Origin of the sequence: Streptomyces sp. H27-C3 (genome assembly GCF_030063415.1) — a bacterium.
Taxonomy (GTDB): Bacteria; Actinomycetota; Actinomycetes; order Streptomycetales; family Streptomycetaceae; genus Streptomyces.
Window position 1 is genome coordinate 139003 of the sequence record NZ_JASITA010000011.1, and the last position, 23551, is coordinate 162553.

General features: G+C 70.5%; 16 protein-coding genes. 7 read left to right on the top strand and 9 right to left on the bottom strand.

The window, feature by feature from the left end; all coding sequences use genetic code 11:
- Positions 1 to 57 precede the first annotated feature (57 nt).
- The 5 genes from QMK30_RS13520 to fxsT all read left to right on the top strand — a co-directional run bounded on the left by QMK30_RS13520 (position 58) and on the right by fxsT (position 10298).
- Positions 58 to 1410, top strand: a complete 1353-nt coding sequence (locus QMK30_RS13520) for a hypothetical protein (protein ID WP_283517934.1) — start codon at positions 58 to 60, stop codon at positions 1408 to 1410.
- 545 nt (positions 1411 to 1955) lie between these two features.
- A complete protein-coding gene (locus tag QMK30_RS13525; RefSeq protein ID WP_283517935.1) occupies positions 1956 to 3185 on the top strand; it encodes a hypothetical protein in 1230 nt (409 codons plus the stop codon).
- Positions 3186 to 3253: 68 nt separating this feature from the next.
- Positions 3254 to 4852, top strand: a complete 1599-nt coding sequence (locus QMK30_RS13530; RefSeq protein ID WP_283517936.1) for a VMAP-C domain-containing protein — start codon at positions 3254 to 3256, stop codon at positions 4850 to 4852.
- On the top strand, positions 4849 to 5889 hold the full coding sequence (locus QMK30_RS13535) for an AAA family ATPase (protein WP_283517938.1): 1041 nt from the start codon (positions 4849 to 4851) through the stop codon (positions 5887 to 5889). Before QMK30_RS13530 ends, QMK30_RS13535 begins: the two co-directional genes overlap by 4 nt.
- A gap of 110 nt (positions 5890 to 5999) precedes the next feature.
- Positions 6000 to 10298: an FxSxx-COOH system tetratricopeptide repeat protein gene (fxsT, locus tag QMK30_RS13540; protein WP_283517940.1), complete on the top strand. Its 4299-nt coding sequence runs from the start codon at positions 6000 to 6002 to the stop codon at positions 10296 to 10298.
- 94 nt (positions 10299 to 10392) lie between these two features.
- Here fxsT and QMK30_RS13545 read toward each other — a convergent pair whose 3' ends face one another.
- The 8 genes from QMK30_RS13545 to QMK30_RS13580 all read right to left on the bottom strand — a co-directional run bounded on the left by QMK30_RS13545 (position 10393) and on the right by QMK30_RS13580 (position 21087).
- Positions 10393 to 12285, bottom strand: coding sequence for an aKG-HExxH-type peptide beta-hydroxylase (locus tag QMK30_RS13545; protein ID WP_283517941.1), 1893 nt, complete (start codon positions 12283 to 12285; stop codon positions 10393 to 10395).
- A 57-nt stretch (positions 12286 to 12342) separates the two neighbouring features.
- Entirely contained in the window at positions 12343 to 12522 is a 180-nt protein-coding gene (locus QMK30_RS13550; RefSeq protein ID WP_283517942.1) for a hypothetical protein, read from the bottom strand.
- Between the two features lie 136 nt (positions 12523 to 12658).
- Positions 12659 to 13762, bottom strand: coding sequence for an effector-associated domain 2-containing protein (locus tag QMK30_RS13555; RefSeq protein WP_283517943.1), 1104 nt, complete (start codon positions 13760 to 13762; stop codon positions 12659 to 12661).
- A gap of 385 nt (positions 13763 to 14147) precedes the next feature.
- Complete coding sequence (locus QMK30_RS13560) at positions 14148 to 15296, bottom strand: aromatic ring-hydroxylating oxygenase subunit alpha (protein WP_283517945.1); 1149 nt, start codon at positions 15294 to 15296, stop codon at positions 14148 to 14150.
- A gap of 11 nt (positions 15297 to 15307) precedes the next feature.
- Positions 15308 to 16471, bottom strand: coding sequence for an N-methyl-L-tryptophan oxidase (solA, locus tag QMK30_RS13565; RefSeq protein WP_283517947.1), 1164 nt, complete (start codon positions 16469 to 16471; stop codon positions 15308 to 15310).
- A gap of 12 nt (positions 16472 to 16483) precedes the next feature.
- Positions 16484 to 18934: a GcvT family protein gene (locus QMK30_RS13570; RefSeq protein WP_283517948.1), complete on the bottom strand. Its 2451-nt coding sequence runs from the start codon at positions 18932 to 18934 to the stop codon at positions 16484 to 16486.
- Positions 18935 to 19000: 66 nt separating this feature from the next.
- Positions 19001 to 20086 (bottom strand): S-(hydroxymethyl)mycothiol dehydrogenase, encoded by a 1086-nt coding sequence (locus QMK30_RS13575; RefSeq protein ID WP_283517950.1) that lies wholly within the window; start codon positions 20084 to 20086, stop codon positions 19001 to 19003.
- A gap of 191 nt (positions 20087 to 20277) precedes the next feature.
- Entirely contained in the window at positions 20278 to 21087 is an 810-nt protein-coding gene (locus tag QMK30_RS13580) for an IclR family transcriptional regulator (protein ID WP_283517952.1), read from the bottom strand.
- A gap of 155 nt (positions 21088 to 21242) precedes the next feature.
- On the opposite strand from QMK30_RS13580, the gene QMK30_RS13585 reads away from it, so the two are divergent.
- Positions 21243 to 21581 carry a bifunctional 3-phenylpropionate/cinnamic acid dioxygenase ferredoxin subunit gene (locus QMK30_RS13585; protein WP_283517953.1) on the top strand — a complete coding sequence of 113 codons (339 nt, stop codon included), beginning with the start codon at positions 21243 to 21245 and terminating at the stop codon, positions 21579 to 21581.
- 23 nt (positions 21582 to 21604) lie between these two features.
- Positions 21605 to 22780 carry an NAD(P)/FAD-dependent oxidoreductase gene (locus tag QMK30_RS13590; protein ID WP_283518017.1) on the top strand — a complete coding sequence of 392 codons (1176 nt, stop codon included), beginning with the start codon at positions 21605 to 21607 and terminating at the stop codon, positions 22778 to 22780.
- 41 nt (positions 22781 to 22821) lie between these two features.
- Here QMK30_RS13590 and QMK30_RS13595 read toward each other — a convergent pair whose 3' ends face one another.
- Positions 22822 to 23505: a pyridoxamine 5'-phosphate oxidase family protein gene (locus QMK30_RS13595; protein ID WP_283517955.1), complete on the bottom strand. Its 684-nt coding sequence runs from the start codon at positions 23503 to 23505 to the stop codon at positions 22822 to 22824.
- Between the last annotated feature and the right edge of the window lie 46 nt (positions 23506 to 23551).

The following is a 23551-nucleotide window of genomic DNA, read 5'->3' on the forward strand; positions in this document are numbered from 1 at the left end:
CAGGGTCCTTTCAGCGCCCGGCTGCCACGGTTTCCGTACGAGAGAAGGAGGCGTGTCATGAACAACAGGAAGCTCGTGGCAGCAGTGGGGGTGGTGCTGGCCGCGACGCTCGCGGCCGGCGGGTGCAGCAGCAGCGCGGGAGGCAAGGAAGCGCGTACGGACTGCGTACGGATCGTGGACGGTGCCACCGGCAAGAAGACGAGCAAGTGCATGCCGCTCGCGCCCGAGAGGGACCGGGTCGACGTGGGCAAACCGGCCTTCTCCCGGCCGACGTCCATCACCAACCCGCTCCACCCCAGCTCACAGATCCAACAGGTGATCTACGGCGGTCAGGTCGGAGGCAAGCCGTTCCGTACCGAGTTCACGCTGCTGCCCGTCGCCAAGTCCATCACCATCAAGGGCGAGCAGGTCAAGGTCCGCACGCTCCAGTACATGGCGCTGTCCGACGGGCGGATCGAGGAGGTCGCGCTCGACTGGTTCGCGCAGGCCGACGACGGTTCCGTCTGGTACCTCGGCGAGGACGTCTTCAATTACAAGGATGGTGTCGTCGCCGACACCGACGGTACCTGGCTGGCGGGAAAGACTGGACCCGCCGCGATGATCATGCCGGCGCACCCGAAAGCCGGAGACGTGTACCGGCCGGAGAATGTGCCGGAGACCGTCTTCGAGGAGGTCACGGTCAAGGCGGTCGGGCAGACCGTCCCCGGTCCGTACGGGCCCGTCAAGGGCGCGATCACGGTGAACGAGCTCCACATGGACGGCACCCGCGAGGACAAGGTCTTCGCCCCTGGGTACGGGGAATTCTCCACCGGCAAGGCGGGCGCCGACGTGGAGGCCGTCTCGCTGGCCGTCCCCACCGACGCGAAGCCCGGCCCGGTGCCGGGCAGGCTGGCGGACCTGTCGGCCGCTGTGCGTACGGCACACGACGGGACGACGGACCCTGCGGCGGTTCGGAAGGTGCGTGCCGCTTGGGATGCGTACCGGACAGCGGATCGTGTGCCGCAGCAGCTCACCCAGCAGATGAACCGCGATCTCGACACGCTCGCCGCGGCCGTCGAGGCGCGCGATGCGGAACGCTCACGCGGAGCGGTGCTGAGGGTCGCGCAGAACGATCTCGATCTGCATCTGCGCTACGAACCGCTCGCCACGGTCGAGGCGGACCGGATGGATCTGTGGGCAAAGCAGTTGAAGGTGGACGCGGCCGCTGGGGACGCGGGTGCGGTTGCCGGGGACGTCACCAGCCTCGAACTCACCTGGGAACGAGTCCGGCAGAGCACGGGTGCCGACAAAGCAACGCAGATCGACAGCACGTTGCGTGAACTGCGCGGTGCGGCCGACCGCAAGGACACTGGCACGGCAGCGAAGTCGGTGCCCCGGCTGCAGGCCGCACTGGCGGCCGGGCAGCCATGACTCTGACTCTGCCCCGACCCGGCGGCGTACGTTTCCTGTGGTCCCGCCGGGGCGTCAGCTCTGCCGAACCTGAGACCGGACAACGGATGCGGGCCCCGACCAGAGATCGGTCGGGGCCCGCATCTGCCCGGAAGCAGGCGCTGCACCTTGCCGTCGACGGAGCCCGGGGCGGATTCGGTGAAGGCGCCCGCGCAGGGCGGCGGCGGACGGTACCCCACTCGCGGAAAACGGCGTCGTCCCGATTCCGAGCCCCCGTCTCCGGCCGGGCCGCCCCATGCGCGACCGGGGGATGAACAAGTTCCTCTCGGCGAACGGGGAACCGATTCGCATTCCGGCATGTCAGCGTGTCGGCGTTCTGGACAGACCGCAATACAGGCACATCGAGCGTTGGTGTTGTTCCTTCAATTTCCATTTGTTTAGCGGTACTTGAGGCGCAGGATATGACAGGCTTCTCGTCCGGCTCCTCAGAGCCCCGCTGAAGCAGTCGCGTCGCTCTGGGGAGAGTGCTGTCGAAGGGGGTCCGAAGAGTGGTCACGGTCTTGTTCGTGCACGGCACAGGAGTACGCGAGCCCTCCTACACCAAGGCGTTGGAAGGGATAAGGGCGGGGCTTTCCCGCTTTCGTCCCGATGTGCGGGTGGAGCCGTGCGACTGGGGTTCGGCGCTCGGGTCGTATCTGCGGGCGGGCGGTGTGTCGATACCCGGGTACCCGGAGTACGCGGCGGCCGCCGAGTCGCGCGGCAGCGGACCCCCCGCCGTCGAAGAGTGCGAAGACGACGAGGACCGGCTGCGCTGGGCGATGCTGTACGCCGATCCGTTCGCCGAACTCGGGGCCTACACCTTGGCCCAGCACTCCTCCGGCGGCTCCGCCGGCGCCGGGTTCGTTCCCGGTGCGGCGCCGTTCGGAGATCAGCTGATGGACGCCGTGGGCAGGTTGGATACGGCGGCCGCGGTGAGCGGCGCCTGGGGCGCCGTTGCCCCCGGCCTGTCGACGGCCGACGTCGTGGCCGCCGTATCGACGGCCCGCGAGTTCCGCGGCGCCGTCGCCTCCCCGCCTGCGGACGGGAGCGCCCTGCCCCGGCTGACGGCCCGGGCCATCACGGCCTGGGCGATGGCCCACGCGGACGAGGAGCCCGGCGCCGTCGCGGTCGCGGCCCGGGACGAGCTGGTCGATGTCCTCACGAACGAACTCGGTGGTGACACCAAGGGGTTGAGCGACGTGCTCGTGGCGGCGCTCGGGTTCTCCGCCCGGCTCTTCGAGCGCTCACTCGGCTCAGGGATGATCGTCTCCCGGCGGGCCGCACTCAGCAGCCGCTCGGTGGGCTTCGTCGGCGACGTACTGAGCTACCTGGCCCGGGGACAGGCGGTACGGGATTACGTTGCCGACACCGTGCGCGCGTTGCCCGGTCCTGGTCCGGTCGTCGTGCTCGGCCACAGTCTGGGCGGGATCATCGCCGTTGACCTGCTGGCCGACCCGGCCTCGGGCCTCGCGGTGGACCTGCTGGTGACGGTGGGATCCCAGGCCCCGCTGCTTTATGAGCTGGACGCGTTGCCCTCCCTCCCGTACGGGACCGGGCTGCCCGATGCCTTCCCACCGTGGGTCAACGTCCACGACCGCCGGGACCTGCTCTCCTATCTCGCGGCAGGGGCTTTCGGAAACGACCCGCGGATCACCGACGCGCCAGTGGACAACGGCCAGCCCGTCTCGGCGGCGCACAGTTCCTATTGGGCCAACGACGATTTCTACCGGGTGTTTTCCGAGGTACTTCCCGGGTGAACATGGAGCCCTTACCCTGGGCCTCCCTCGCGGTTCGAACAGATGTCGCGGTGCCAGAAAGGACGCGCGTGGTCACGGGAGGATTCGATGCCGCGCAACACCGGGTGCTGCGTGCGGTGGTCAAGACGCTGGAAGACCCGGCCGGGCGGCTCATCAATGACAGCAGCCGGGATCTGTGGCGGCAGATGGTCCACCAGCACATCCTCGCCCTGACGCCCTCGGGCTTCAGCGTGGCGCGTCAGGAGTTCGTCAGTACGGTGTACGGCTGCGCCGTCGTCGAGGACGGCATGGACCGGCTGGTGGAAGCCACCTGTCTGGTCACGCCCGTGCTCGAACCTGCACTACTCCTCCTGCTCGCCGAGTGGAAGGCCCGGCTGGCCTTTCCCGGGCCCGACTGGGAGCCGCTGCGTCATGTGCTGGACGTCGCCGTGGCCGAATTCGGAGCTCTGGTCGACCTGGCTACGGACGGCCTGGCTCCGCTGCCCGAGCACTGCGCCACCCCGTGGGAGGCCTTCGTCCATCTCGCCGACCACAACGGTCGCCCCGGCGAGTTGCTGCCCGCGATGGCCTTCCTCGAATATGTGTCGCACTGTACGGAAGTGGCCGCTGGAATAGGGGAGTTGCGTACCTGGAACGACTACTTCGCCCAGCTGTGGGATCTGTCCGAACCGCTCGCGACGCTGCGGACCGGCCTCAGGGACAACGCCGGCCCGGACGCCGAGCAGGCCGGCGACCAGGCCCCGGCCCCAGGCGGCTCGTCGAGACCGCTGATCCGGATATACGTCAAGGTGGAGCCGGACCGCACGCCGCACGCCGGCGCGGGCAAACGGCGGCCCGTGCGGGCGCAGCGCTACTTCGTCTCGGCGTGCGTGAAGTACACGGATTCGAACGCGCTCCAGAGAGATCCCCATACGGAACCTGGAGAGCCGGTGACCAAGTCGCAACTTCCTCTGGTTGTGGCAGAGTTGCTCACACACATGACCCAGCTGCGTCACTCCCGAGCCGAGAACGCCGCCCTGGAGATCTTCCTGCCGGCGGAGTTGCTCACCGAGCCCGTGGAGTGGTGGGACCGCGATCCCTCGCTGGGTTTCCCGAACGCCCTGCTGAGCCGATACCGGGAGATCCTGCTGCACAGCCTGGAGCGCGTACAGCGACCCACCTTCCACAACGCGTGGCGGGCCCGATGGGCACACTGGCGGGCCGGCGAGGGCCCGGGGCAGATGTACGAGTGCGCGCCGGACACTCTGACGGACGCCGAACACCTCGCTCTGATGGACGCGAAGATCGGCCGCGACGACGACGTGGTCGGCATGGTGCTGAGCAGACCGCCGCACCGTGACAGCGAACTGGGTCTGCGCGAGCTCAGTCTCGCCCTGGACCTCGGCGTGCCGGTGGTGGTCTACCACCGCGCGGATCCCGCGTCAGCGGCGTTCCGGAGCATTATTCGTGAAAGCTTGGCCAATGATGGCCTGGCGAGTCTTCCCGAACGTGCGCAACAGTGGAAGTCCGACCTTGTCGTCCGTACGACGGCCGTGACCGGAGCAAGCGCCGCACAGGACCGGGACGTTGACGCGATCCGGTCGATGAGCATGATCTGGGACGACCCCGAGCATCTTCTCGAGGGCGGGCAGAACGCTCCCGCCACTTTCGTAGGGGGGACCGAGTGAACGCGGCGCACCAGGACGAGCAGCTCTACCGGGGCGCGGGGGAATCGTTACCCGACACGCCGTACGAGAAGCGCACCTGGCCGGAGGGTCCGCCCTGGCGCACCTTCCGCGGTGCGGTCACGATGCCCGAGCCGCCCGACGACGACGAGGCGGACCGCCGGCTCGGCCCGCCCGGACGCCCCCGGGCCCCCCGCGCCGAGGAGGTGCGGCTGATCAACGCGGCGCTCCTGCTGCGCAGGCCGCTGCTCGTCACCGGCCGGCCGGGGGTGGGCAAGTCCGGCCTCGCGTACCGGATCGCCCGTGAGCTGCGGCTCGGGCGCGTACTGCACTGGCCGGTGACCAGCCGGACCACACTCGCCTCGGGGCTGTACGAGTACGACGCCATCGGGCGGGCGCAGGCCACCCAGGACGCCGCAGCGGGAACGGGACGGCCCGGCATCGGGAACTACGTCCAACTGGGCCCGCTGGGTACCGGGATGCTCCCCCACAGGCTGCCGAGGGTCATCCTCATCGACGAGATCGACAAGTGCGACGCCGACCTGCCGAACGACCTCCTGACCCTGTTCGAGGACGCGTGGTTCGAAGTGCCGCCACTCTTACGGGTGAAGCAGACGGAATCGACCGCCACCGTCCATACGGCTGACCCCGGGCACACCGCTGTGGTCGAGAACGGAGTGGTGACAGCACACACCTTTCCGGTCGTCGTCATGACCTCGAACGGTGAACGGGAGTTCCCCGAAGCATTCATGCGGCGATGCCTGCGGCTCGACATTCCTGACCCGGACGCGGAGACATTGGCAGAACTGGTATCCGGGCATTTCGGTAATCTCCTCAGCGGGAGCCAGGAGGCGCTGATCCAGGATTTCCTCCGGCGCAGCTCACAGGTGGGCGGACTGGCCGCCGATCAGTTGCTGAATGCGGCCCACTTGGCGACATCGGGTCTCTACCTCCAGGACGGAGGAGATGTCACCGAGTGGCAATCGGTTCTCGCCGCTATTTGGCATCCCCTGGGCGCTGAAGGGGCGGACACGGCGTGACCGGTCAGGAGCCGGCGGCGAGGGACGCCGGCGCTCAGCGCCGACGGGACGGGCCGACGCCCCCGCCCGATGGCCGGCGTCTGCCCCTGAGTGACTTGTACGCCTGGGAAGTGGCCGACGCCCTGTGGCTCGCGGCGCGCCACCCCTGGCTGGCCGACGGGCCGCCTCCGGTGGCGGGGGAACGCGCCGAAGGCACAGAACTGCCGCCCGCGGCCGCGCGGGAGGACAGCAGCGCCGACGCCGGTCCGGAGCACGCGCGTGCTCCGGGGCGACCGGAGGGGAGCGGGGAGAGCGAGCGGCCACCGTACCGGCCGCCTGCCCCCGCAGCGTCGCACGCCGAAACGGGGGCACGGGACACGCCGGGCCCGGAGGAGCCCGTTCGGCCACGACCGCAGGTGCCGGCCGGCCTCCCCGTCGCCCGGGCCACCGGCACGGTCCGGCGCGGCGCACCCGGCCATCGGAGCCTGGGCCGCGCGCTGCGTCCGCTGCGGGCCTTCGCCGCCTCGGCCCACTCGCACATCGTCGACGAGGCGGCGACCGCGGAGCGGATCGCCCTCGCCCCGCGTCTGCCGCCCGTGCTCGTACCCGAGCCGGAGCGGCTGCGCAGCGCCGTGCTCGTGGTGGACGACGCCCCTCACATGGCCCTGTGGCGGCCCGCCGTGCAGCAGTTCCGGTCACTCCTGAGTCAGTACGGCGGGCTGCGCGACGTACAGATGAGGACGCTCGACACTTCGGACGCCTCGCGCGCACTCCTGCGCGTGTCCGCGACGTCCCGGCCGCAGCCGCCGCGGAGCCTGGTCGAGCCGGCGGGTCGGCGGATCGTATTCCTGCTGACGGACGGGGCCGCGCCCGCGTGGCGCTCGGGGGCCGCTCAGCGGCTGGCCGCGCTGTGGGGGAAATTCCAGCCAGTGGTCGTGTTGCAGGTGCTGCCGCAGCGGCTGTGGCCCAGTACGGGGCTGTTCCCTGTGCGAGTGAGGCTGCGCGCCCAGGGGCCCTGCTCGGCGAACGGGCAGGCGCGGTGGGAGGCGGCCGAGCCGCTTGCCGCGTCGCTGCTGCCCGGTTCGCCGGGGCACGTCGTGCCCGTCCCGGTGCTGGAGCTGGGCGCCGAGTGGCTCGGCCCGTGGGCCCGGTTCGTCTCCGGTACCTCCCCGCGCTGGGCGGACATGGCCGCGGTCCTGACCACTACCCGTCCGCTTCCGCCATTCCCACCGCCCCCGGCCTCGGGGGCCACCGCGGCCGAGCTGGTCGCCCGGTTCCGCACCAGGGCATCAATGGACGCGTTCGCGCTGGCCACACGCCTGGCCGCGGTCCAGCTCGATGTGGAGACCATGACGGAGGTGACGCGTCAGATCATGCCGCGCGCCTCCCGGGCCCATCTGGCCGAGCTGCTGATCAGTCCGCTGGTCGAACCACTGCCCGGCTGTGACGGGAGTTCTTATGTATTTGTCGACGGCGCCCGTGAGGAGTTACTCGCCTCCGGCAGCAGAACCGCAACGGAACAGACACTGAGGAAGGCTGCCGAATTCCTGGCACCGCACAACGAGGCGGCTCGAGAATTCCTCCGATATCTCCACGGATCCAGTAACTCGCCCCATCATGACGACGCGCTGTCGGCAGTCGAATCGACGACAGAAAATCTTCGGTTCCGGCAGGCGGAGCACGCAGCGCTGCAGGCGATTTCCGGGGCTCATCTGCACCGCGCCCGCAGGCTCGGCGAGCACATCGGGACCGACCGGCCGACAGCTTCGAACACGCCTGAGGTCCCGCGTCGGGAAACCCCCCCGCGTGATCGCAGCGATGAGACACTCCCCGACGACACCACCCCCAAGTCTGGAGGCCCACCAGTGAGTACGGTCCCCGCCCCGGCGCAGAGCCAGGCTCAGCCGTCCCCGGCCGGAGGCGGTGCGCGACCGGCCATGCCCGCCGTCTGGGGCAACATGCCACCCAGGAACCTTGTCTTCACCGGGCGTGAAGAGTTGCTTGTCAGCCTGGAATGCGGCCTGCGTGAGGGGCCGACCGCCGTACTCCCGCACGCGCTCCACGGAATGGGCGGTGTCGGAAAATCGCAACTCGCTCTGGAGTACGTATACCGGCACGCCGCCGAATATGAGGTGGTCTGCTGGATTCCCGCCGAGCGCCCCACCCAAATTCAGCAGGCGTTCGTGGAACTGGCCCGGCGGCTACACCTGCCGGTGAGCTCCGAGGCGATTACCGCCGTCCCCGCCGTCCTGGAGGCGCTGCGCACGGGAAACCCGTACGGAAAGTGGCTACTGGTGTTCGACAACGCCGAAAGTCCGGGAGCCGTGCAGGAATACTTCCCGAGCACCCCCGAGGGGGGACCGGTAGGCTCCGTAATCGTGACATCGCGCAATCCCCAGTGGAACACCCTGGCCCATCCGTTGGAAGTCGATGTGTTCGAGCGCCGGGAGAGCATTCAGCTGCTCCGGCGACGAAATCCCGACCTGTCCACCGAGGACGCGGACATGCTCGCCGCGGTCCTCGGCGACCTCCCGCTCGCGGTGGAGCAAGCGTCGGCGTGGCGTGCCGAGACCGGCATGCCCCCGGCCGAATATCTGAGGGTGTTCGAAGAAAAGAGCGCCGAGCTGATGGCGGTGTCGCCGCCCACCCAGTACGAGAAGACGGTCGCCACCGCGTGGAACGTCTCCCTCGACCACGTCGAGGGCAAGAACGCCGGGGCGATCCAACTGCTGGAACTGTGCGCCTACTTCGCACCGGAGCCGGTCTCCCGACAGTTCTTCTCCAACGCCGTCTCAGAGCCGATCGCCCGGGAACTGGACCGGATTTTCACCGACCCGATCCGCCTGAGCCGGGCCATCCGCGAGATCAGCCGTTACTCCCTGGCGAAGATCGACCACCGCACCAACTCGATTCAGATGCACCGGCTGGTCCAGGCCGTGCTCGAAGCGCGCATGTCGGAGGAGCAGCGCCACACGTTCCGCCACGGCGCCCATCTGCTGCTGGCCGCCAACGCTCCCAGCGACCCGCGTGCCCCGCAGAACTGGGGCCGCTTCGGCGAGCTCTATCCCCACGTCATCGCCTCCCGCGCCGCACTGTCGCCCAACCGCAATGTTCGCCAGATGGTCTACAACGTCGCGGAATACCTCTTCTACTGGGGTGACCACGAGGCCGCGCTGCAGTTCGCCGGGGAAACCTACGAGCACTGGTGCCGGCTCTTCGGGGAGGACGATCAGCAGACCCTGATTCTCGGTCGGCATGTGCGCTTCATCATGTGGACGATGGGGCACTACCAGGAGGCCGCGGCCCTCGGCGAGCGGATGCTCGCCAAACTGGAGGACGCCGGGCCGGACCTGGAGGAGGAGTACCTGCGTGTCAAGGGCCAGGTGTCCGGCGACCGCAGAGCACGCGGGGACTTCCGCGGCGCCTTGCAGTTCGACGAGGAGGTCTACGCCCGGGCGGTCAGATCGTATGGTGACGAGGACCCCGAGACGCTCCTCCATGCGCACAACCTCGCGGTGACCCGGAGGGGCAACGGTCTCTTCCGCGAGGCGCGGGACCTGGACGAGGCGAGCTGGCGCACCAAGGTACAGATGTTCGGTGCGGACGCGCCCACCACGCTCAACTCCGAGGTCTCCCTCACCCTGGACCGGCAGGAACTCGGCGAGTACGCCGAATCGGAGAAGGCGTGCGAGGAAGCGGTCGACACGTTCCGCGAGACCTTCGGCGACCTGCACCCCTCGACCCTGCGGGCCGTGGCGCGCCTGGGCGTGGCCCAGCGCAAGGCCGGCCACCACCTGGACGCTCAGGCAAACACCAACATCGCCAGGGACGCGCTCATCAACCGGTACGGCGAGCGCAGCCCGGACGGACTACAGACGTCCTTGAACCTCTCCATCGACCTGCGGCAGAACGGCGACCTGCAGGAGGCGCTGAAAATTGGAGAGCGGACCAGGACGCTCTACGCCGAGGTCTTCGGCAAGGACCATCCCCACACCGTGGCGGCCGACGGCAACCTGGCCATCACGCTGCGGCTGGTCGACCGGGTGGACCAGGCACGCAAGCTGAACGAGTCCGCGCTGGCCCGCTTCCGGGGTCCGCTCGGCGACACGCATCCACACACTCTCATCTGCGCGATCAATCTGGCCAACGACCTCTTCGCCCAGGGCGAGGCGGCCGCCGCACTCGAACTCGATCAGGCAACGCTGCCAGGGGTGACCGAGGCGCTGGGCGAGGGGCACCCCACCGTGCTGGTCCTGCGCAGCAACACGGCTTGCGATCTGCGGGCGTTGGGGCGGACCGGCGAAGCCGAAGAACTGCACCGCAGCGCGGTCGACGACATCGTGGCGAAGCTGGGCGACGACCACCCGGCCTACCGAGACACACTCGCCTGGCGCCGGGCCAACTGCGACATCGACCCGATGCCGATCTAGCGGCCGCGGCGCCAAGCCGGCGCCGCGCGGTTCGGCCGCACACCGAACCGCGCGCCGTCATGGCAGATGCTCGCCATGGGACGGCTGGGCCGGGTCACGCCCGACCCAGCCAGCGCGCGAGGTCGACGGGGTCCGGCGGCCTCCCCACGGTCCGCCGCACGGTGCGGTGAACCGCCGCGACCAACTCCGGCGCGGCCGTCAGTGCCCGCACCGCCTCCGGCGCGCGCCCGGCGTCCGCGAGGACAAGCCGCAGCCCGGACCAGGCCCCGGGCGACGCCGGATCGCCGCTGATGTCCCGTACGTAGCAGGGCAGTGCCGCGGCGAAATCGCCGCAGGCCCAGAGCAGATCCGCGGGGGTGGCTCCGGCGACCCCGGCAACGGTGTCGCCGGGGCTGTCCCCCATCTTGTCGAGCGCCGCCGGGTCCGTGAGACCGATGCGTACCAGCATGGCGCGGGCATCCAGATGCCGCGCCGTCGATGACCTGGTCGGCGGCCGAGGGCGTGAGATGAGCGCGGGTGGACGTTCCCGGGCCGCGCACCACGCCGCCGACAGCCGTGCCACGGCGTCGGGCGGGGGCGGCACATGGGCAAGCCGCCAGGCCGCCCGGTGATCGGCGGCCATCCGGTGGGCCATCGCCTCCTCGGGGCCTTCTCCGGAGCGGTCGCGCCGTCGGCTCACGGCGTCCAGCAGGTCGTGGAGGGCCTCCCGGCCCAGCTCGGTCACTGCGGGGTCGGCTGCCAGCTCCGGCAGGACCCGCGCCAACTGGCTTTGCCACAGGGCGGTTTCGAACCGGGCGAGCGCGATGTCCGGCTCTCCCGGGCATCGTGCGCGGGCGCGCCAGAACCGCGCCACGGCCGCGAAGGCGTATGCGCCCTGGAGCATCCCGCCGAGCGGCCTGGGGTCGTCACGCCAGGGCGCGTAATAGAGCCGCACGGGCTGCTCGGCCCGCGGCGGTCCGCCGTCCTCCGGGGCCTGCGGCTCCTCGTGCAGCGGGTACAGGTGCATCAACGCGCTGAGTTTGCTGTGCTGAAGTTCGTGCACGAGTGTGGCCGCCCAGACGGTCACGGAGTCGGACATGGAGGACGCGAAGCCTCCGACACCGTGTCCGCTGCTGACGCTGCGCACCCGGAAACGTTCGTGGGCGGGCATCGGCTGCACGGAGCGCAGGAGCACATCGGCGGCGGCGGCGGTCGGCGGATCGGCGGCGCTCACCAGGGCGTACGCCGCCTGGAGCAGCCCACTCCAGGCGGTGTAGGCGCTGTGAGTGAGCCGCTCGGGCGCGCCGTCCGGCAGTGGCGCTATCCGGTGGCGGCCCAGGTCGTCCAGCACGATCCGGGCCGTCCCGCCGACGGTCAGGGCCAGTCGGCGCTGCGGAGTCCAGCCGGATGCCGGGTGCTCCGGGAGCGTGGGAAGGCGCAGGTGTCCGTACCCGCCGGTGAGGTGCAGCCGGCCGTGGATCGCCCGCGACTCGACCGCGGTCCACGCGGTGCGGTGCCGGTGCGCCGAGGGGAGACAGGCGGTTCCCAGCGTGGGCAGCCAGACCCTGCCGCCGTGGGCGGGTACGGGGAAAGCGAAGGTGAGGCCCGCGCGGGCCGCGGCGACGGCGGCCAGCGTGTGCAGGTGACCGATCTCGGCCCACAGCGGGGTGCTTTCACCGCCGGGCGCACGCAGCCGGGTCAGCAGGCGGGTCAGCCACAGTCCGGTCTCCGGAAGGAGGACGAGCTCTTCGACTACCTCCGGGCTCTGCCGCTGCGCGGCGGCGAGCAGGTCCCAGGCCCGCTCGGGGGCCGGGAGGGGACTGGACAACCCGGCGAAGGGGCTGACGGCGTCCATCAGTAAATCGAACAGGAGGAGACGGTGGCTGAACTCGGCGCGTGCCAGTGCGGCGAGCGTGGCCCGGCCGGCGTCGCCGCGGGCCAGTTCGCGGAATTGCTGATGCGTCAGTGAATGCTGCGCCTGAGCGGCGTGCCGTGAGTCAGGGCGCATACACTCCCTCTGCGTTGGCCGGACCGGGACGGCCGGATCGGGGACGGGCAGGGATTGTCAGACGGTCCAGCTGTTCTCCCCGCCGGCAGATACGCTCCTGGCCGACCGCCCGACGTCCTCCAGCAGCCGCCGCTTGGCAGGTGTTCTGGTGTTGTCGGACCGGGCGCGCAGCGCCTCAAGGGATGTGCCCGTGAGATCGGGCAGATCCGATGTGATGGCGCTTTCCGGCTTTTCCACTGCCGTGAGACCTCCCCCGAGTCGTGCGGTGTTCGATCCGTCCTTACATGATGTCCTAAGCACGCACTGCTGGAAACATGCTCAACCGGTCAGCCTCAGGGGTTCTACGAGCTTCGGATGGCTGAATCACGAAGCGTCAATTCAGGTTTCGCTGCGTCGGAGTGAACCATTCCGGATACCCCTCGAAGACCTCCAGCAGCTCGCCGAGTGCCGCTGTCCCCGGATCGACGAGTGAGACCGCCTCCCACAAGTGAGTCAATCCGTCCCGAAACGACAGGCATGTTTCGACGAGATCCAGGATTTCCAGGCGCATCACCTCGGAGCGCGCGACATTTCCAGCTATCTGTTGTGGAAGCAGACCAATGACCCGGCTCCGGGATTGCGGCTGCCGCATCGCGTCGACCGCGCCCAGCGCGTCGAGCAGTCGCCTTCTGTCGGACAGCCCCAGCGCCTTCCGCGCGGCTGCGGGGGGCACGGCCCGAAGCGGGGGCGCCGCGCCACTGCCGTGCGTCCGCAGCGCGTCCCCGTCACCGTCGAACCACAGTGACGTTGTGGCCCCGAACCGGCCGCGCAGCGCATCGGCCAGCGGTCGGGGTGTGCGGCGCCAATCGGGGTGCTCGCGCAGGAGCCGTACCGCCTCGGCGCTGAACACACCGGAGCGCATCGCGTTGCGCGTTGTCCCACCGGGTCCGCACGCGAACAGCACATGCTGATCCGCCTGCCGGCGGGGGACGGAGCGCGGAATGGGGTCCGGCCGCAGCGTCCCGCCCGTCGTTGCCGGGTCCGCGTGCGTCTGACAGGCGTCGAACAGCCAGAGCTGGCGCGGGTGCCCGGGTGCACCGTCGGAGCGGTAGAGGGCGAGCAGCGCCTCAATGTCCAGACAGCGCAGATCCCGCTGAACGGCGTCCGCGTAAAGCAGCCGCCGGCTCCGCTCCGTGTCGATGAGTCCGTGCCCGGACCAGGCGACGAAGAGCCAGTCGCTGCGCTCGTCCGCGAGCTCCCTGGTCAGGACCCGATGGACGGTGTCCCGGTCGGCGGGCCGGTAGTCCAGCCCGCACCCGTCGGCGAGGGCTCGGTTGCGGTCCAGCGGTGACAACAGCAGGGTCAGCGACTCAGCCGGGAGGCCGAGCTCCCGCAGCCAGCTCGCATAGCCGAGGGCGTCATGCACCGGACCGTCCAGGTTCCAGGCCGACCCCGCCTCGTAGGACTCCACCCCGACCACGAGCGCCCGCATTCGCATCTGTTGTCGCCTCCCGGTTGCCATTGTGGGCCACCCGGGGTGCTCCGCGCAGCTGAGTGCGTGCGACACCGTCCGCGTCCGGTGAGGGGTCCGGTGTCCGCACTGAAACCCGAATGCCAGGCCATCGGCACGTATCCGGAACAATCCGTCCTGTACGAGCGCCCCCTGGCGTCCCTGTACGTGCGGCCCTGGTCGTAGGGGACATTGGCGCGTCTGTCGTACCAGTATCGGGCCCGTTCGAGAATCTCCGATCGGGTGATCGGGCCAGCCACCATAGAGGCGTCCGCCGCCTGAGCGGCGGTGACCGTTGGGCTGGTGCCGGGATCGGAGGAAACCATGCGTTCAGTCTGTACCGGCGCTCCCTTCACTCTCCGCTGCTATTCGATCAGCCGGTAACGCCGAGCCGGTGGGCGACCCAGGTGTGGAACGCCCCAATGTGGTGCTCGGCCGGCACAAGGACCCCGCCGTCGCGGTACGCCCGGGAGGCCATCGCGGGCTGGGTGCGCTCGCAGACTTCGAAGTCCTGGGCGTTCACCCGGTGGAACAGCTCGACGGACTTGTCGAGGTCCGCGCCCGACGCCACGACCCCGGGGGCGTAGAGCCAGTCGCACTCGACGATCGTGCGGTCCTCGGCCAGCGGGAACATCCGGTGGAAGATCACATGGTCGGGGACCAGGTTGACGAACACCTGCGGCTTGACGGTGATCGCGTAGTAGCGGCGGTCCTGCTCGTCCGCGATCCCGGACAGCCGCTCGAATCCGGCGCTGCCGTCGACGGTGAAGCCGTGGGCGTCCGCGCTGAACTCCGCGCCGTGCCCCACGTAGTACTGCGCGGCCAGACCGTCCGCGAACTCCGGCAGCACATCGGTGAGTTCGGGGTGGATCGTGGCGCAGTGGTAGCACTCCATGAAGTTCTCGACGATCAGCTTCCAGTTGGCCCGTACGTCGTAGCGGATGCGCCTGCCGAGGGCCAGGCCCTCGGTCTCGTACGCCTCGATGGACTCGGTGTCCCCCAGCCGCTCCACGACCTCACCGATCACCGTCTCGTCGAAGGACGGCGGCTCGTCGGCCAGGCACACCCAGGCGTAGCCCAGCCACTCCCGCACCGCCACCTTGACCAGGCCGTACTGCTCGCGGTCGACGTCCGGCATCTTCACCAGGTTGGGTGCGGCGACGAGCTTGCCGTCCAGGCCGTACGTCCAGGCGTGGTAGGGGCACTGGAGGTTGCGGCGGACCTCCCCCGACTCCTCGGTGCACAGCCGGGCGCCGCGGTGGCGGCACACGTTGAGGAAGGCGCGCAGCTCGCCGGTGCGGGTCCGGGTGACGAGTACGTTCTCGCGGCCGACCTGCACGGTCCGGAAGGAACCGGGACGGCCCAGGTCGGCGGAGCGTACGCCGCAGTACCAGAGCGCTTCGAAGATCCGCTCCTGTTCCTGCCGGAAGATTCCGGGGTCGGTGTAGAAGTGGCCGGGGAGCGTGGAGATCAGGCTGCCGGCGGCGGGGGCGGAGTGCGCGGAGACGGGGCTCGTCGTCATGGGGCTGCCTCTCAGGCGGACGCGGCGGCGAGCCGGCGGGGGTCGAACAGCTCGATGGGGTGCCGGGTGGCGCCGTCGACGGCCAGGTCCGCGAGGATCTCGCCGACCACCGGGACGAATTTGAAGCCGTGCCCGGAGAAGCCGCAGGCGACGGTCACGGCATCGGGGTGCGCCGGATGGCGGGCGATCACGAAGTGTTCGTCGGGGGTGTTGGAGTACATGCAGGTGGCAGCCTTCAGGAAGCGGCCGGGGAGCGTGGGGATGCGCGGGGCCATCTGGGCGGCCATGGCGGCGACCTCGTCGTCGTAGACCCTCCGGTCGATGGTCTCCGGGGTGCAGACGGTGCCTCTGCGGAAGAAGGCGACCTTGGCGCCCTTCTCCGGGCCGTCGATCGCGGGGAACCCGTAGACCTGCACTCCCCCGGCGTCCTCCCAAATGTAGATCGGGTGGTGCGCGGGGAGGAAGGGACGGGTGCCGCCGGTGGGCTCGAACCAGTACATGACCTGGCGCTCGATGCTGAAGGGCACCCCGATGTCGGTGAGCAGCTGCGGCGCCCAGGCACCGGGGCAGATGACCAGATGGCCTGCCGTGTACGTGTTCTCCGCGGTGTGCACCCGCACGCCGCGACCGCCTTCGAGCGCCTCCCAGCGGGTCATCGGCTCATTGAAGTGCAGGTCGGCGCCGTGTCCGGTGGCGAGTTGGAGGTGGGCGGCGACGGTGTGCTCGGGCCTGACCAGGCCGGCCCTGGCCTCGTAGAGCGCGACCTCGTCGTCGCCGGGGGTGAGGGTGGGGAAGCGGCGCCTGATCTCGGGGGCGTCGAGCATCTCGTGCGGCAGGTCCCACCGCCGGGCGGAGAGCAGCGAGCCGGAGACGGTACGGGAGTCGGGGCGGCCGATCATGACGCCGCCGCACAGGGTGGCGACCTCGCGTCCGGTGTCGCGGCCGAGCCGGTCGTACAGCTCGTAACTGCGCAGCAGCAGCGGTACGTACGCCGGGTCCTCGAAGTAGGACTGCCGGGTGACGCGTGAACCTCCGTGGCTGGAGCCCCTGTTGTGGACCGGGCCGAACTTCTCCAGGCCGAGCACGCGGGCGCCGCGGGCCGCCAGGTGGTGGGCGGCTGCGCTGCCCATGCCGCCGAGACCGACGACGATCACGTCATGGGTGGGTGGTGGCATCGGTGGCCTCGCTCACTTCAGGATGTGGGTCATCTTCGGGTCGAAGAGGGGCTCTTCGACCACGGTGGCGGCGGTCTTCTCGCCGAAGTACTCGATGTGTACGGGGGTGCCGGGCGCCAGTGGCGGGAGCCAGGCGTAGGCGACGCAGCGACCGAGCGTGTAGCCGTATCCGGCGCTGGTGACGTAACCGGCCGCGCATCCACCGGAGTTCACGTACACGGGTTCCTTGCCAAGGACGACGGCGGCCGGGTCGTCAAGGGTGAGTGCGGTGAGCCTGCGGGTCGGCTCACCGAGGGCTACGAGGGCGTCGCGGCCGATGAAGTCGCCCTTGTTCATGCGGACGGCGAAGCCGAGTCCGGCCTCGTACGGGTTGTGCTCGGCGGTCATGTCGTGGCCCCAGGCGCGGTACCCCTTCTCCAGCCGCAGGCTGTTGAAGGCGGAGCGCCCGGCGGCGATCACGCCGTGCGGTCGGCCCGCTTCCCAGAGGGTGTCCCACAGGCGCAGTCCCAGGTCGGCGGTGGTGTAGAGCTCCCAGCCGAGTTCGCCGACGTAGCTCAGCCGCATGGCGGTGACGGGGACATGGCCGATGTGGGTGCGCAGAGCCTTGAAGTAGCCGAGGGCCTGGTGGGAGAGGTCGTCGCGGGTGAGCGGCTGGACGAGGTCGCGGGCCAGCGGGCCCCAGACGCCGATGCAGCAGGTGCCCGGGGTGATGTCCCTGATGTGTACGTCGTCGGGGGCGTGGTCGAGGAGCCGGTCGAGGTCGGCGGGGGTGTTGGCGCCGAGCTGGAAGTGCTGTTCGGCGAGGCGGGCGACGGTGAGGTCGGAGAGAACACCGCCCGTCTCGTCGAGGAGGAGCGTGTAGGTGACCGAACCGGGCTTCTTGGCCAGGTTGTTGCTGGTCATGTGCTGGAGAAAGTCGAGGGCGCCGGGGCCGGTGACCTCCAGCCGCCGCAGTGGCGTCATGTCGTACATCGCGACCTTCTCGCGGGTCGCCCTCGCCTCGGCGGCGGCGATCGGCGACCAGTGTCGGGCCGACCAGGGTTCGCGGGTGGGGAGTTGCTCGGTTGCGGCGAGTCCGGCGTTGGCTTCGTACCAGTGTGGGCGTTCCCAGCCGCCGCCCTCCAGGAAGTGGGCGCCGAGCCGGAGTTGGCGGGCGTAGAAGGGGCTGACGCGCAGCGGGCGGGGCTGCTCCATGCTCTGGAGGGGGTGGATGACGTCGTACACCTCGATGAACTGCCGGGCGGCCCGCTCCTCGACGTACGCGGGTGAGCTCTGCGCGCTCTCGAAGCGGGACACCTCGCATTCGTGCAGGTCCAGCGATGCGCGGCCGTCGGTCATCCATTCGGCGACGGCCTTGGCTACGCCTGCGGAGTGGGTGACCCAGACGGCTTCGGCGAGCCAGAAGCCGCGCAGCGCGCTGCTTTCGCCGAGGACGGGCATGCCGTCGGGGGTGAAGGAGAAGACGCCGTTGAAGCCCTCGTCGACGCGGGTGTGGGCGAGGGCGGGCAGCAGGGTCTTGCAGTCCTCCCAACTGGGGGCGAAGTCCTCTTCGGTGAAGGGGTACGAGGACGGCATGGCGGGGGCTTCGTCATAGCGCGGCACGGCGAACGCGTCGACGGGCAGCGGGCGGTGGGCGTACGACCCGATGCCGATGCGGTCGGTGTGCTCACGGAAGTAGAGGTCGCGGTCCTGGTGGCGCAGGATCGGCCTGCTGGCTTCCGTACGGGGGTTGTTGACGCCCGCGAGTTCGGCGAGCGGCGTGGTCTTCGCGTACTGGTGGGCGAGTGGCAGCAGCGGGATGCCGATGCCCGCCATCCGTCCGATCACCGGGCCCCAGAAGCCCGCCGCCGACACGACCAGGTCGGCCGCGAAGGACCCGCGGTCGGTGGTGACGCCGGTGACGCGGCCGCCGCGCTGCTCGATGCCGGTGACGGTGGTCCGGTCGAGGAAGCGCGCGCCGCGCGCGACCGCCCGCTCCGTCTGGGCGCGGCAGGCGGACAGTGAGCGGGCCAGGCCGTCGCCCGGGGTGTGGAATCCGCCGAGTACCCGGTCGCGGTCGAGGAGCGGCCACAGCTTGAGGCATGCGTCGGGGCCGATGATCTCGCCCTCGATGCCCCAGGACGCGGCGAGTCCGGCCTTGCGGTGGAGGTCGGCCCACCGTTCGGGGGTGGTGGCGAGTTCCAGGCCGCCGACCGCGTTGAAGCAGGACTGCCCGTCGGCCCGGAGCGCGCTGAACTTCTCCACGGTGTACTGGGCGAAGGCCGACAGGGTCTTGGACGGGGAGGTCCGGTAGACCAGGCCGGGTGCGTGCGAGGTGGAGCCGCCGGGGGCGGGGAGCGGGCCCTGTTCGAGGACGGTGATGTCGTCCCAGCCGCGGGCGGTGAGCTCGTCGGCCAGTGAGCAGCCGACGATGCCGGCGCCGATGACGACCACGCGGGGGCTGGTTGCGGGCGTGCTGGACATGCCCCTCCTAGCGGTGAAGTGGCTTACGGGATCACGGTGTTGGCCGGACGGTCGCTCCGCCCGGCGTCAGAGCACCGCCACCGAGCGGAGCACCTCGCCGCGCCGCATCTTCGCGAAGGCCTCCTCGACGTCGTCCAGGGCGATCGTCTCGCTGACGAAGGCACCGAGGTCGAGCTTGCGGCTGAGGTACTGGTCGATGAGGATCGGGAAGTCCCTGCTGGGCAGGCAGTCGCCGTACCAGGAGGACTTGAGGGCGCCGCCGCGCGAGAACAGGTCGATCAGCGGGATGTCGAGCATCATGTCCGGCTCCGGCACGCCGACCTGGACGAGGATCCCGGCGTGGTCGCGCATGTAGAAGGCCTGGCGGTACGTCTCGGGGCGGCCCACCGCGTCGATGGCCACATCGACGCCGAACCCGCCGGTGAGTCCGCGTACGGCCTCGATCGCGTCGGTGCCAAGGGAGTTGACGGTGTGGGTGGCGCCGAAGCGGGTGGCGCCGTCGAGCTTTGCGTCATCGATGTCGACGGCGATGACGCGGCGGGCTCCGGCCAGTGCGGCTCCGGCGATGGCGGCGTTTCCGACGCCCCCGCAGCCGATGACGGCGACGGTGTCGCCGCGGCCCACGTTGCCGGTGTTGACGGCCGCTCCGTAGCCGGCCATCACGCCGCAGCCGATGAGTCCGGCCGCTTCGGGGCGGGCCGCGGGGCTGACCTTCACCGCCTGGCCGGCGGCGACCAGCGTCTTCTCGGCGAAGGCGCCGATGCCCAGGGCGGGGCTGAGCGCCGTGCCGTCGAGCAGCGTCATCGGCTGGGCGGCGTTGCGGCTGTCGAAGCAGTACCAGGGGCGGCCCCGGCGGCAGGACCGGCAGTCGCCGCAGGGGGCGCGCCAGGCAAGGACGACGTAGTCGCCGGGGGTGAGGTCGGCGACGCCCTCCCCGACAGCCTCGACGATTCCGGCGGCCTCGTGCCCGAGCAGGAACGGGAAGTCGTCGTTGATCGCCCCGTCCCGGTAGTGCAGGTCGGTGTGGCAGACCCCGCAGGCCTGGACGGCCACCAGCACCTCTCCCGGGCCCGGGTCGGGAACGATGATCGTCTGCACCTCGACGGGCGCACCCCTCTTCGCGGCAACAACCGCACGGACCTCGTGTGGCACGACCGAGCCCCTCTCCTGTTGCGCAGTGCAAGACCGATTGCGCTATGAGAGACATCTTGAGAACGCCATCAAGGGCTCGTCAAGGGGGCCGGGACATGGATTCGCAAAAGACCGGGACCGCCCCGGACGCCCTGGGCGCACCGGAGCGCGGGACCGTATACCACCCGGCCCCGCGCTCCGGTGGCTCTCCGTCAGATGCGGTACCCCATGCGGTAGGAGAGCTCACCCGCCGCGTCGGCGGCCGACTTGACCAGCTCGCGCAGCCGCTCCTCGTCCATCCGGTACACCGGTCCGGAGATGCTGACCGCCCCGATGACCTGGCCGTCGTGCGCCCGCACCGGCGCCGCGACCGCGCTCAGCCCGACCTCCATCTCCTCGGCCACGACGGCGTAGCCCTGGGCGGCGATGTCCGCCAACTGGGCCCGCAGCTCGGCGGCGGACGTCACGGTGCGTTCGGTGAATCTCGGCAGTCTGCGGGCCAGGAAGATCTCCTGCATCGGTGTCGGCAGCCCGGCGAGCAGCACCTTTCCGCTGGAGGTGGCGTGCAGCGGGGTGCGCCGGCCCAGCCAGTTCTGCGCGGTGACGGACGCCGCGCCGCGCGCCTGCATCACATTGACCGCGCCGTCGTCGTCGAGGACGGCGATATTGACCGTCTCGCCCGCGTCGTCGGCCAGCTCCCGGACGACGGGGGCGCTCTCCTGGGAGATATCCAGCCGTCCGGCCGCAGCACCCGCCAGCCGCAGCACACCGGCCCCCAGGTAGTACTTACCCCGATCCTTCGCCTGCCCGACCAGGCCGCGGTTCTCCAGCACCCCGAGCAGCCGGAACGCGGTCGACTTGTGCACGTCCAGCTCGTCGGCGATCTCCGTCACTCCGGCCTCGCCGAGCCTGGCGAGGATCTCCAGCACACTCACCGCGCGGTCCACCGACTGCACGGCACTCGCGGCCCCCTTGGACCGCCTCACCTCGTCGGACCCCTCCGCATTGCTCTTGCTCGCCATCTTGTCCGCTCTCACCGCCCGGCGGCCGATTCCCGGCCGACATTCAGGGGGGCCCTTGACGCAGCGGCTCCCGATCCGGATTCTGTTGCGCATCACGCGCTTCAATGCGCCATATGGAACGCCATGTTACCGAAGAGTGAAACCTGGGGGCTCTGGTGAATCCCGTCTGCCACCTCGACGATCTGCCCGAAGGCGAATCCCTGCGGCTGCCCACCGAGCCGCCGATCGCCGTCTTCCACACCGAGGGCACGCTCTACGCGATCGATGACACCTGCTCCCACCAGGATGCCTCCCTCTCCGAGGGCTGGCTGGAGGGCTGCTTCGTCGAATGCCCGCTGCACGCAGCCCTGTTCGACCTGCGCACCGGGCAGCCCAGCTGTCTGCCCGCACGCCGTCCGGTGCGGACCCACCGGGTGACGGTCGACGCCTCCGGCGGCGTGCATGTCCAGCCCACCGTCGGGGAAGGGCACGCCGAGGAAGGTACCGCCGCATGAGCACCATGCCACCCGCGGACCCCATGGGCACCCTTGCGGTCGTGGGAGCCTCGCTCGCGGGCCTGTATGCCGCGCGGGCTCTGCGCGACCAGGGATTCGACGGCAGGCTGGTGATCATCGGGGACGAGAGCCACCGCCCGTACGACCGCCCGCCACTGTCCAAGGAGTTCCTCACCGGAGCCGTGTCCGAGGACCAACTGGCCCTCTGCGACGCCGAGGAGGAGACCGAACTCGGGGCCGAGTGGCTGCTCGGCGTCCGCGCCGAGGGCCTCGACACGGCCGCCCGCACCATCCGGCTGGACAACGGCCGTACGGTGCGCGCCGATGGCGTCGTCATCGCCACCGGCGCGACCCCGCGACGGCTTCCGGGCACCGGCGCGCTGCGCGGCGTGCACACCCTGCGCACCCTCGACGACGCGTGGGCCCTGCGCGCCGAACTGGCCGGGCGGGCCGGGCGCCAGGTGCGGGTCGTGGTCGTCGGCGGGGGGTTCATCGGCTCGGAAGTCGCCTCGTCCTGTGTCTCGCTGGGCCATCACGTCACGGTGGTGGAGGCCGCTCCACTGCCGCTCCTGCCCCAGCTCGGCGATGCCATGGCAGGGATCTGCGCCACTCTGCACGCCGGGAGCGGGGTCGAGCTCATCACCGGCTCGGGGGTCGCGGCCCTGCACGGCGCCGACGCGGTGAGCGGTGTGAGCCTCACCGACGGACGGCTGCTGCCCGCCGACGTGGTCGTCGTCGGCATCGGCGCCGCCCCCAACACCCGGTGGTTGCACGGGTCTTCGCTCGCGGTGCGCGACGGGGTGCTGTGCGACGACGGCTGCGTCACCGCGCTGCCCAGGGTGGTGGCGGTGGGCGATGTGGCGCGGGTGGGGGGCGTCCGCGACGAGCACTGGACCAGCGCCACCCGGCAACCCGCGGTCGCCGTACGGAATTTGCTCGCCGGGCACACCGTGCGCGGGGCGCGCCCGCTGCCGTACTTCTGGTCCGACCAGTACGGCGTACGCATCCAGTTCGCCGGCCGCTCGCTGCCCGGCGCCACCACGCGGATCACCGAGGGGTCCGTGGAGGAGCGCAGCTTCCTCGCCCTCTACGAACGCGACGGCGCGGTCACCGGCGTACTGGCCGTGAACCGTCCACGGCCCTTCATGCGGGTACGCCGTGAACTCGCCCGCGCGCAGGAGCCCGTGGCCACCGGCTGACGTGGTCATGGGCCGACCGGGCTCCGGGGGCGCCGCGCGGATCAGGGCCAGAGCAGCCCGTGGCGCCATACGTCGTTGACCATGTGGTACCGCAGGCGCACATGCGCATGGTCGGGCGCCCCCTGGAAGAACTCCGTCTCGTCGATATGGACGACGTACACCGCGTACGTCTCGGGCACGGCGTCCGGGTCGTCCTCGATACGGTGCGCGGCGCGCTCGCGCGCCGCGTCGTAGTCCTCGCCCGGCGCCATCGGGTGACTCATGCGGCCGGTGAAGGCCGCGGCGCGCCCCGGCTCGCCAAGACCGCGGAAGTCGGCGCGCCGGTCGCCGTCGCCGAGCAGGCCGACCGGTCCGGTCGCCCGGATCTGCCGGCCGTGCCGGGGCCAGAACCAGGTGAGGCTCGCATACGGGTTGACCGCGAGGTCACGGCCCTTGCGGCTGCCCACGTCCGAGGAGAAGACCACCCGGCGGCGCCGCAGATCCACCGCGGTGATCTCGATGGCGCGCGCCGAGGGGCGGCCGTACGCGTCGGCGGTGCCGAGCATGGCGACATGGCAGGCGGGCACGCCGTCGTCGAGGGCGTACGAGAGCCAGTCGGCGAACAGCGGGCCGGGCACATTCGGTGACTTGGACACGTCGAAGTCGGGAAAGGGGCCGCTCAGGGGCGGCACCGAAAGCATCCGTTCGCGCAGCCGTCGGGCCGCTTCCCGTAGCTCATGGCTCATCTGGTCGTTCCCCCCGCGAGGCCTGTCGTTCCCCATCCATTCTGGT